Annotated in this window: 9 protein-coding genes; 4 read left to right on the top strand and 5 right to left on the bottom strand. The window is 47.0% G+C overall.

Annotated elements, in window-relative coordinates; translation table 11 throughout:
- From L5M17_RS20855 to purT, 3 genes are all read right to left on the bottom strand, one after another.
- A partial coding sequence (locus L5M17_RS20855) for a transposase (protein WP_317629603.1) occupies positions 1-441 on the bottom strand: 441 nt, incomplete at its 3' end.
- Between the two features lie 114 nt (positions 442-555).
- Positions 556-2,280 carry an RluA family pseudouridine synthase gene (locus L5M17_RS20850; protein ID WP_263149002.1) on the bottom strand — a complete coding sequence of 575 codons (1,725 nt, stop codon included), beginning with the start codon at positions 2,278-2,280 and terminating at the stop codon, positions 556-558.
- Positions 2,281-2,520: 240 nt separating this feature from the next.
- Positions 2,521-3,696 carry a formate-dependent phosphoribosylglycinamide formyltransferase gene (gene purT, locus L5M17_RS20845; protein WP_263149000.1) on the bottom strand — a complete coding sequence of 392 codons (1,176 nt, stop codon included), beginning with the start codon at positions 3,694-3,696 and terminating at the stop codon, positions 2,521-2,523.
- A 281-nt stretch (positions 3,697-3,977) separates the two neighbouring features.
- On the opposite strand from purT, the gene L5M17_RS20840 reads away from it, so the two are divergent.
- The 4 genes from L5M17_RS20840 (at position 3,978) to L5M17_RS20825 (ending at position 7,895) form a co-directional block, all read left to right on the top strand.
- The gene (locus L5M17_RS20840) at positions 3,978-4,370 is read left to right on the top strand and encodes a DUF3302 domain-containing protein (RefSeq protein ID WP_028759246.1); all 393 of its coding nucleotides are present in this window, start codon (positions 3,978-3,980) and stop codon (positions 4,368-4,370) included.
- Position 4,371: 1 nt separating this feature from the next.
- Positions 4,372-5,517 carry an HlyD family secretion protein gene (locus L5M17_RS20835; RefSeq protein WP_219250285.1) on the top strand — a complete coding sequence of 382 codons (1,146 nt, stop codon included), beginning with the start codon at positions 4,372-4,374 and terminating at the stop codon, positions 5,515-5,517.
- 95 nt (positions 5,518-5,612) lie between these two features.
- The gene (locus tag L5M17_RS20830; RefSeq protein WP_263148999.1) at positions 5,613-7,124 is read left to right on the top strand and encodes an AAA family ATPase; all 1,512 of its coding nucleotides are present in this window, start codon (positions 5,613-5,615) and stop codon (positions 7,122-7,124) included.
- A 135-nt stretch (positions 7,125-7,259) separates the two neighbouring features.
- Positions 7,260-7,895, top strand: a complete 636-nt coding sequence (locus tag L5M17_RS20825; protein ID WP_263148997.1) for a DUF2625 domain-containing protein — start codon at positions 7,260-7,262, stop codon at positions 7,893-7,895.
- A 379-nt stretch (positions 7,896-8,274) separates the two neighbouring features.
- On the opposite strand, the gene L5M17_RS20820 is transcribed toward L5M17_RS20825, so the two are convergent.
- Complete coding sequence (locus L5M17_RS20820; RefSeq protein WP_263148996.1) at positions 8,275-9,405, bottom strand: sulfate/molybdate ABC transporter ATP-binding protein; 1,131 nt, start codon at positions 9,403-9,405, stop codon at positions 8,275-8,277.
- On the bottom strand, positions 9,402-10,268 hold the full coding sequence (gene cysW / locus L5M17_RS20815; protein WP_028759251.1) for a sulfate ABC transporter permease subunit CysW: 867 nt from the start codon (positions 10,266-10,268) through the stop codon (positions 9,402-9,404). The genes L5M17_RS20820 and cysW overlap by 4 nt, the downstream gene beginning before the upstream one ends.
- Positions 10,269-10,274 lie beyond the last annotated feature (6 nt).

The following is a 10,274-nucleotide window of genomic DNA, read 5'->3' as shown; positions in this document are numbered from 1 at the left end:
ATAGAACCACCCCATGGTGCCTTTACCTCTGCACGCCAGTCCCGCCAAGGTTTTATGGCGATGAATACGTAGGTTATGACACACTTTGATGCTGGTTGAATCAACAAATTCGATGCCAGTGGGGTCACTCTTGAGGCTGGCAAAGTAACTGCAAAGCGGCACTAAAGCAGTGGGCATCACCTCAAGAAAGCGGGTATAGCTGAGTAAATTAGGAAAAGCGGATTTGTAGAAATGAGCCAGATAGCCGATGTAGAAGTTCTTGAAATCACGGTGGTGAGACATCTGAAAAAGTATGATGATGGTCATCACTTCGCTCATCGTCATACGGCCAGCGCGTTGACGCTTGCGTGTACCATCGGTTAACAGCGTTTTTTCCCATTCTGGAATGAAAACAGCGCAAAAATCATCAACATCGCAAAACACTTCCACTAATTTATGCATAGGCCCTCCGGTGTGATGGGGTTTCTCTTGGTCGAAAGATCCGATCACTTGGAGGGCTATTAGTTCAACATTTCTTATCCCGAGTTCAGGTTAATCAATATCAGAACTCAGATCTCAAAAATCAGGATCGACTTGAAAGCGCATCTGTTCACGGGTGACGGGATGTTGAAGCATCAATAAATCGGCATGCAGATGCAGGCGATTGGCGCGAGTACCATAAAGATCATCACCTACAATGGGCGTATTTAGCCCTTCTGAGTGGGCGCAGTGAACTCTGAGTTGATGGGTTCGGCCCGTTTTTGGGGATAGATATACGCGGGCTGTACGTGCCATTTCATCGATATGGCTTAATTCCCAATAGGTTTGGGCCGCTTTGCCAAACTCATGGCAAACGAGTTGTCTCGGTCTATCGTCTAAATCGCCACGTAGGGGTAAAGAGATTTGTCCCGCTGCCGGCTTATCTGCCATTGCTGTAGGGATCCCTGCTAAAAGTGCCACATAACGTTTAGTCACTGTGCGCTGGATAAATTGTTTTTGCAGTTGTTTATGGGCGTCTTTTGTCAATGCGATCACCATTAATCCCGAGGTCGACATATCGAGCCTGTGGACGATAAGTGGCCCAGTGGCATTGGGAAACGTTTGCCGCATGCGCGAATACACTGAGTCTTCAATCTCTTTGCCGGGCACGGATAAAAACTCGGCGGGTTTGTTCACAATCGCCATCGCCTCGTCTTGGTAGAGGATGCTTAAGGTTTTGCCTTCGGCGGGGTTCGTCTGCAGCGGATTTTCATCGACAACAAGCCCTTCGAGCATATGCCCCAAGATAGGTTGGCATTTACGCAGACAGGCAGGATAAAACTGCTTATGTTGGCGAATTTCTGATTTTGGCGGCGCCCCCCACCAAAATTCGGCAATCGCCAATGGTTTAAGACCGTGTTTAAAGGCGTAATGTAGCAACTTAGGGGCGGCACATTCTCCCGAGCCTGCGGGCGGTGTTAACTCAACCGTCCCGTTAAATATGCCGTTAAGGCTTTTTTCTGAGCCGCGAATATTCAAAAAACGATACTGCTCAAACAGCTTTTGCTGCAGCGCCGCCGAGAGCTGTTTACGCTGTAGTCTTAACGCGTCACGCTTATCAGTGAGCAGAGTTAACGCTTGGCTGATGGCATGGATACGTTCATCCCAGTAGCGTTTAATATCTCTTAACTGATTCTTTTCGTTAATGCTTTCTTGGCTGAGTTTAGCTTCGATTGCAGCATTTTCACCTAAAGTCTCATCAGTTGGATTGGTAGCCCATTGCACTGCGAGTTGATTGCGCTGCGTCTTGCGGGATTGACGGCCGTCAATCATCACTTGCCTGTGGGCGGCAAGCTTGGCTTGTGCTTGAGCTTGCTCAGCGTTGAGTTCGCTCGATAGCCGAGGAATATCGGGGTGATTTTCTACTGCAAGTAGCTGCTCGTTAATTTGGTTGATTTGCAGATTTTCGGCGTGGAAAAAATTGTCCTTAGCCAGCATATCAAACACAGGTGGAACGAAGCGTGGCCAATGGTTCTGCTCAGCTAACTTGCCCGAAAATGCCGACAAATAGCCCACTTTCCCCTGCGGGTCTTGCACTAAAAGTACACCAAACATTTTACCAATGGCACCGGTTAACTCCCCTGTGAGGCCAAAGTTATGTTGCCAATCGTTTTGAGTCTCAAGGTGGCGTTGTAATTCGTTGGCAGCGATCATGCACAGTGGGTGCGGTTCGTAATAGAAAGGAAAGGTAAAACGCTGCGGCAGGACATAGGCATCAATGGCTTGTGTGAAAGAGGTAAAGCAAGAAGGCTGAAGATGCATATTGGGGTCTACTGTTGGTTTTACTTATCTGGGTTAATTATCAGAGTTAAGCCACAACTTAGGATTTACCTAAATGCAAGCTGAGGGCTGGCAAGAAAGGGCGCTAGTTTACTCCGCCTATTGGGGACGGTCACTTTTTATTGGTGCGGCTCTGTGTTGAAAAAGGGAAATGGTATTAAAGCGCATTTCCCTTTGATGTGTCGCTTGTGCTTAAAGCCAATTTTAAACGGTTAAACCCGCTTAAAAGATGACTTTCACTTTACTGGCGCTATCGAGTGCTTTGCAGATTGCGCTGTCGATATCGATATCACGGGCAAGCGCGACACCTAAACGGCGGCGACCATCAATATCGGGTTTGGCGAATAATCTAAGCTGAGTGTTGACCGCTTCTAATGCCGCACCAATCCCTTGGTAGCGGATATTGCTTGAGGTGCCTTCGGCCAAAATTACCGCTGAGGCACTTGGACCATGCTGATGGATATTGGGAATAGGTAGGCCGAGAATCGCTCTAACATGCAGGGCAAATTCCGATAAATCTTGGCTGATGAGTGTGACTAAGCCTGTGTCATGTGGTCTTGGCGAGACTTCAGAGAAATACACTTCATTGCCTTTAACAAACAGTTCTACGCCAAATAGTCCATAACCGCCAAGGGCTTCGACGACTTTGCTCGCAATCGCTTGGGATTTTGCTAACACTTCATCGGACATGGCTTGTGGCTGCCATGACTCGCGATAATCGCCATCTTCTTGCCTGTGGCCAATGGGCGCACAAAAATGAATGCCGTTGACTGCGCTGATGGTTAACAGGGTGATTTCATAATCGAAGGGAATAAAGCCTTCGACTATCACGCGACCGCCGCCGGCGCGTCCGCCTTCTTGGGCGTATTGCCATGCTTTATGGCTGAGGGCGATATCGCGAATAACGCTTTGGCCTTTGCCCGAGGAACTCATGACTGGCTTCACCACACAGGGCACGCCAATTTCACTAATCGCTTGATTAAATTCGGTTTCGGTATCACAGAAAAAATATGGCGAGGTTGGTAAACCTAAGGTTTCAGCGGCGAGGCGACGAATACCTTCCCTGTCCATAGTGAGCTTTGTTGCCCGAGCAGTCGGGATAATATTTACCCCTTCGGCTTCCATGTCCACTAAGGTTTGGGTAGCGATGGCTTCAATCTCTGGGATGACTAAGTGCGGTTTTTCTAACTCGATAACCGCACGCAGGGCGTTGGCATCGAGCATATTGATCACATGGGAGCGATGCGCGACTTGCATGGCGGGGGCGTTGGCGTAACGGTCAACGCCAATCACTTCAACGCCTAAGCGTTGCAGTTCAATGGCCACTTCTTTGCCAAGTTCACCGCAGCCGAGCAACATGGCGCGTCGTGCGCCCTCAGTGTAGGGAGTGCCTATCATGTGTGGGTACCTTTGAGATTGTAGGGATGATGAGTTTTATGCTTGCGTTCTATGTCGCAATGATGCGGTTAGTTTAGCCTGAACAGGCTTTAGGGTCATGGAGTAAATCGACAAGTGTGTCCCGGATCACTGGGGGCAAAAACGAAACAGCATATCTTTGGTTAATATTGGGGCTGAGGTTGAGAGTAAACTCAAATGTTAATGTCATGTTGGTGGCATGTTTTGTGACCATCCACTAATCTTTGGGATGGAATACATATTATTAATACAAGGAGATGCAGATGTTCTTAGATTACTTTGCGTTAGGTATTTTGTTTTTTGTCATCATTATTATGTTTTATGGTGTCATTGCCATTCATGATATCCCCTATGAAATAGCCAAAAAGCGTAATCATCCCCAGCAAGATGCATTGCATATCGCCGGGTGGGTGAGTCTATTCACCCTACATGCAATTTGGCCATTTTTATGGATCTGGGCGACTTTATACCGTGAAGATCGCGGTTGGGGGTTCAATACTGTAATGAAGCGAGAATTAGTTTTAGAGGAGGATGTGAATTCATTGCGCGAGACGGTCAGAGGGCTTCAGACTCGGCTTGAACAGTTAGAGCAAATAACTCCCATGAATATAGCGCCTGCTGTGGATGCGATAAAAACAGACAAAGTTGAGGTATAACATGGATTTATTACTCATACTCACCTATGCGGCCGTGTGTATTGCTATCTTTAAAGTCTTTAAAATTCCGATGAATAAATGGACTGTTCCCACCGCAGTGCTGGGTGGGGTGTTCATTATTGGTACCTTATTACTCGTGATGAATTACAACCATCCTTATTCTCGTTTTGCCCGTGAATATTTTGTCACTATCCCTATCACCCCCGCAGTAAAAGGCTTAGTGACTTCGGTGGAAGTGCAGCCTAATATGCCTGTTAAACAAGGGGATGTGTTATTTCGTCTCGATCCTATTCCCTTCGAGGCCGTTGTTAAACGTAAACGCGCCGCTTTGATGGAAGCTGAGCTCCAAGTGCCACAACTTGCCGCGGCGTGGGAGTCGGCTAAGGCTAATGTAGAGCGCGCTAGGGCCGATAAAGACCGTAATAAATCTGCCTTCGAGCGTTATGAGTTAGGCCGCAAGAAAGGGGGCGCGAATTCGCCTTTTACTGAACTGGAACTCGATAATAGGCGTCAATTGTACTTAGCCTCAGAGGCACAACTGACCGTCGCGAATGCTGAAGAACTGCGTGTCAGGCTGGCCTATGAATCTAATATTGATGGTGTTAATACCAAAGTGGCTGGTTTGCAAGCTGATTTAGCCAGTGCACTCTACGATTTAGAACAGACCGTCGTGCGGGCACCTGCTGATGGTGTGGTGACGCAAATGGCGCTTCGTGCGGGAGCGATGGCAGTGCCTTTACCATTACGTCCCGTAATGAGCTTTATTCCCGACGAGCAACGCTACTTTGCGGGGGCATTCTGGCAAAACTCGTTAATGCGTTTGCAGGAAGGTGATGAAGCTGAAGTGATATTGGATGCCGCTCCAGGACAAATCTTTAAGGGAAAAGTGGCGAAAATATTACCCGCTATGGCTGAAGGTGAAGTTCAAATGGGCGGCGCGCTGCAGTCATCGGCTCGTTTATTTCAAAATGGTCGCGTGATTGTGCTGATTGATATCGAAGATGATGCTATCCGTACGCAATTTCCTGCGGGTGTTTCTGGGCAGGTTGCAATTTATACTGAGCATTTCCATCATGTCGCTGTGATGCGTAAAGTATTGCTGAGGATGCAAGGTTGGCTGAATTACTTGTTTTTTGATGGACATTAACCCTTAATCGGTTAACTTTTGTCTGTTGTATCAAGTCCAGTTCGCTGGACTTTTTTGTGACACATTTTTGGGTGAATAAAAAGGAATTTGAAAGCATGCAAGATATTCACGATTTAACCTCAGTGCTGCGCTCCAATACGCCAATTGTAGTGATTGAAACCTATGAAGAATATCGCGTGGTTGAGCTGCTTAAGCGGGTCGCAAGTGTGCTCTATCAACCTGTGTTTACATGGAGCATCACCCAAGGCCTAGCACGGGTCGATAAGCCCTTGGCGGCGCAAAAGTTTAATAGCGAACCCACAGATCTGCTCGGGCAAATTAAATCAACCTCGCAGCAGGGAATTTATGTGCTGTGCGATTTTCATCCCTTTGTGGTTGACGCGCCAAAGAACGTACGCTTACTCAAAGAGATAGCCCTTGAGTATGAGACGCTGCAGCACACCTTAGTGCTGGTGAGCCACGCCTTTGAAATCCCGCCTGAAATCAAACGTTATTGCGCATATTTTCACTTAACTTTGCCAAGTACAGTGCAATTGCAAAATCTGATTTATCTTGAAGTTGATAAAATTCGTCACCAAGGTACGCCGCTACAGGTCGATGATGCTGCTGTGGTCAAATTAGCCGATAATCTGCGGGGCGTGACTTTAGACGATGCCCGTCGTCTCGTACGCAAAGCCATAGTCAATGATGGTGCTATTACCTTGTCAGATATCGACGCTATCAATAAAGCCAAGTTTCAGCTACTCGATCTTAATGGTGTGCTGCAATTTGAATACGACACCAGTGATTTTTCACAGGTCGCAGGACTACATAATCTTAAAAAATGGCTCAAGCAGCGCTCGCCCATAGTGGCTGTCAGCGCCATTGACCAAGGCGGCCAGCCGACTCCAGTTCAGCACGTCAAAGCGCTCGATGCGCCCAAGGGGATTTTACTGCTGGGCGTTCAGGGCAGTGGTAAGAGCCTCGCGGCTAAGGCGGTTGCGGGCGTTTGGCAACGACCTTTGCTTAGGCTCGATATGGCAGCCTTATATAACAAATACATAGGCGAAACCGAGAAGAACCTGCGTAATGCACTGGATCTGGCTGACATGATGTCGCCCTGTGTGCTTTGGATAGATGAAATTGAAAAAGGCTTAAGCGGGAGTAGCAGTGATGAGGGAACATCGACGCGGATACTCGGCACCTTACTCACTTGGATGGCGGAGCGTAAATCTGAAGTGTTTGTGGTGGCTACCGCTAATGATATTCAAGCTCTGCCGCCAGAGTTAATGCGAAAGGGCAGGATGGATGAAATCTTTTTTGTCGATTTACCCGACGAAGCCATACGCAAAGCCATCTTCTTAATCCACTGTAAGCGCCGTGGAATCGATGTGGCGAGCTTAGATCTCGCCCTGTTATCGGCTCGTAGCCAAGGATTTTCCGGCGCCGAAATCGAACAAGCGGTTATTGCTGCCATGTATACCGCAAGAAGTGTCGGGTGTAGTGTCGACCAAGTGCTATTACTTGAAGAACTTAGTAAGACACGGCCTTTATCTGTGGTCATGAGCGATAAAATCAATGCGCTACGACAATGGGCTGCAGGCCGAACCGTGAATGCCCATGAGTAAGATTTTTGCTTGGTTCCATGAGTGCTAACTAGCATTTTTAAACGCTACATTGGCTTAGTTATTTTCGACATTCCCAAGGTACTGTTATGAATGATGAGTCGTTTTACTGGATATTAGTGATACAAGGATAAGAGATTGAAAAGTATATATGAACTGATTGATATCGAAGACTCTGGCATAAAAGTAGTCAATGAAATGGTTGCTGGTGCTGAGCATTGTGTAGAGATACTGCCGCCTTCAAAGGATCGGGTTGAAGTACTTGAATCCCTTCAGATATCGACTCGTTCGGTATTAGGGGCTATTGCCTATGAAACCGGTGGGATTTTGATCGACAATGGATGGATTCGATTTTTCGGCTCTGGACATGAAAGATTGTCTAGAAACCTTACTGATTGGAATAGAAGTGCACATTATCTTTTAGTGGCGAATGACGTAGTTGGTGGATTTTTTGCTATCAACGGCGGCGGTTTAGGCGCAGATGTTGGGAATATATACTATTGGTCGCCAGACTCAATTCATTGGGAAGGGTTAGAAATCGGGTTCACAGATTTTTTTCAATGGTCAGCTACAAAGAGAATCAATGAGTTTTATGCGAGTTTAGGTAAAGAGCGCTTTCAAAAAACCTATTCACAGATAGCTACAGATAAATGCCTGAGCTTTTATCCATTTTTATGGGCGAAAGAAGGTTCTATTGAAATAAGCAGCGTGAAAGTGGTGTCAGTTGATGAAATGTATAGGCTGAAATTGGAATTATTAACCTCGGTTAGTTAATTCGTTTACCCGCTGATTTTATGAGTACTTCTGCAATAATTATTTGTTATAAACATCTAATATATTGATTGTTAGATATAAATCTGCTTATCAGCTCTATTGATTCAACATGGATGGGCTGTATATGCCATCCATGATTAATCACTTCTTCGGAGGGGACAGCACCAAGATCTAGCTGACGTTTTTGGCGGTATCTTGGGATTTCTCGTTACCGCTTGCATCAAAAATCAAAGCTGTCGCTATCACCAAAAGCTGTCGCGGCAATGCCTAATGAGTGCTTCAGTGTTTGGCGTGACAATATCTCTCTAAATGGTTTGAATCTTAGCGGTATCCACTCCCTGTGGTACCGCTAATGCTGCTTATTCCTATCATGATGACATTAGATATCAAAGGCGAGACTGCCCGGAGTCAGGAATGGCCAACTTAGACGCGTCGGTGAACTCTCACCCTGCGCACCAAAGAAGTAAGCTGTTCTTGGGGTAGCGTAAACTACACTGCCTTTTTGCAACCCGAGTTCCTGCAGATTATGGTGGGTAAATTTGGCTTCCCACAGTTCTTCGCTATGCCAGCCATGTGGGGCTAATTCCAATCTAACTTCGGCGCCGATTGGGGTCATGGTGACAATATTGAACGGCAAATTGGCCTGACTATTGGGCTTATTTGACAGCGCTAATTCGTGACTGCGTACATAGAGAACACCATCTTGCTGCAGGGTTTGCTGTTCTGGAGGTGTTAAAAATGCTTGACCGTTTTCCCAACGTTTTTGTTGCCAACTGGCTTCAAAGACATTGACGTTACCAAGAAAATCAAACACAAAGCGACTATTGGGATGTGAGTATAGCTCAGCAGGTGTATTAATCTGCTCTATATGACCATTGCTCATCACTACCACTCTATCTGAGAGCTCAAGCGCTTCATCCTGATCGTGGGTCACAAACACGCTGGTGAATTTCAATTCATCATGCAGGCTGCGTAGCCAGCGGCGTAGTTCTTTACGCACTTTAGCATCCAAGGCGCCAAAGGGTTCATCCAGTAGCAAGACTTCTGGTTGGGTCGCGAGTGCGCGGGCCAATGCAATGCGCTGTTTTTGTCCACCCGAGAGTTGTTCAGGATAGCGCTGTGCGAGATGGCCTAGTTGTACTGTTTCTAGCAGTTGTGTCACTCGCTTATGAATTTCTGCCGCCGAAGGCCTTTGTTTTTTCGGCATGACTTCGAGTCCAAAAGCGACGTTATCGGCGACCGTCATATGACGAAACAGCGCATAGTTTTGAAACACAAAACCTACGCGTCTTTCACGCACATGCACTTGGGTGACATCTCGGTTGCCGAATTGAATTTGGCCGCTATCGGCTCCTTCAAGACCGGCAATAATCCGCAGCAGTGTGGTTTTGCCTGAACCTGATGGTCCCAGCAGACCAATCATTTCCCCTTCTTGAATATCGAGATTAAGTGGGGAAAGCGCCTGAAATTGGCCAAATTTCTTGGAAATATTAGTAAGACGAATACTCATAGTTGGCTCTGCTCTTTATTGTCATTGGCGGTTAAACTGCGTTGTTGCCGCCATTCCACTACGGCTTTTAACATTAGGGTAAATAGGGCAATCAGGGCCAGTAATGATGCGCTCGCGAAGGCGGCTTCGGCCTGATAATCTTCATACAATAATTGCACATGTAAAGGTAAGGTATTGGTTTCGCCACGAATGTTGCCAGACACGACAGCAACGGCACCAAATTCTCCTACGGCTCTGGCATTAGTGAGGATCACACCGTAAATCAGTGCCCATTTGATGTTGGGCAGGGTCACGCGGCGAAAGAGTTGCCACCATGACGCTCCAAGGATCACTGCAGCTTCTTCTTCCGATGCGCCCTGTTGTTGCATCAATGGGATCAGTTCTCTGGCTACAAAGGGGCAAGTGACAAAAATGGTCACTAATAGTATTCCCGGCCAAGCAAACATGATCTGCAGATCGTGCTCATATAGCCATTCGCCCAGCCAGCCACTGTTGCCATAGAGCAGCAAATAGAGCAAACCTGCGACGACAGGGGAGACTGCAAATGGAATATCAATTAGCGTGATCAGTAACTTGCGACCGGGGAATTCAAAGCGAGTCACGCTCCAGGCCAGCATGATTCCGAACACTAAATTGATCGGTACTGTGAGTGCTGCCACCATCAGTGTTAAACCAATCGCATGCAGCGAATCCGGCTGAGTTAGGTGCCCAATATAACGCTCCCAACCTCCGACAAACGCCTGCTGAAAAATACTCACCAATGGTAATAGCAACAATAGCAAGCCCAAGAGCACGGCGAGGGTAATAAGGCTCCATTTGATCAGGGGCGCTTCACCGACTCTTAAGGGTTTAAATGAGTTCATATGCGC

The organism is Shewanella sp. SW24, assembly GCF_025653395.1.
In the GTDB taxonomy this organism is placed as follows: Bacteria; Pseudomonadota; Gammaproteobacteria; order Enterobacterales; family Shewanellaceae; genus Shewanella; species Shewanella oncorhynchi.
Note: the sequence above shows the minus strand (reverse complement) of the source record. Positions and strands in the feature narration are given on the sequence as shown.

Bases quoted from the DNA above. Each gene is read 5' to 3' on its own strand.
- L5M17_RS20835 (WP_219250285.1), top strand. From the start codon at position 4,372: ATGGATTTATTACTCATACTCACCTATGCGGCCGTGTGTATTGCTATC.
- purT (WP_263149000.1), bottom strand. From the start codon at position 3,696: ATGATAGGCACTCCCTACACTGAGGGCGCACGACGCGCCATGTTGCTC.
- cysW (WP_028759251.1), bottom strand. From the start codon at position 10,268: ATGAACTCATTTAAACCCTTAAGAGTCGGTGAAGCGCCCCTGATCAAA.
- L5M17_RS20840 (WP_028759246.1), top strand. From the start codon at position 3,978: ATGTTCTTAGATTACTTTGCGTTAGGTATTTTGTTTTTTGTCATCATT.
- L5M17_RS20820 (WP_263148996.1), bottom strand. From the start codon at position 9,405: ATGAGTATTCGTCTTACTAATATTTCCAAGAAATTTGGCCAATTTCAG.
- L5M17_RS20830 (WP_263148999.1), top strand. From the start codon at position 5,613: ATGCAAGATATTCACGATTTAACCTCAGTGCTGCGCTCCAATACGCCA.
- L5M17_RS20850 (WP_263149002.1), bottom strand. From the start codon at position 2,280: ATGCATCTTCAGCCTTCTTGCTTTACCTCTTTCACACAAGCCATTGAT.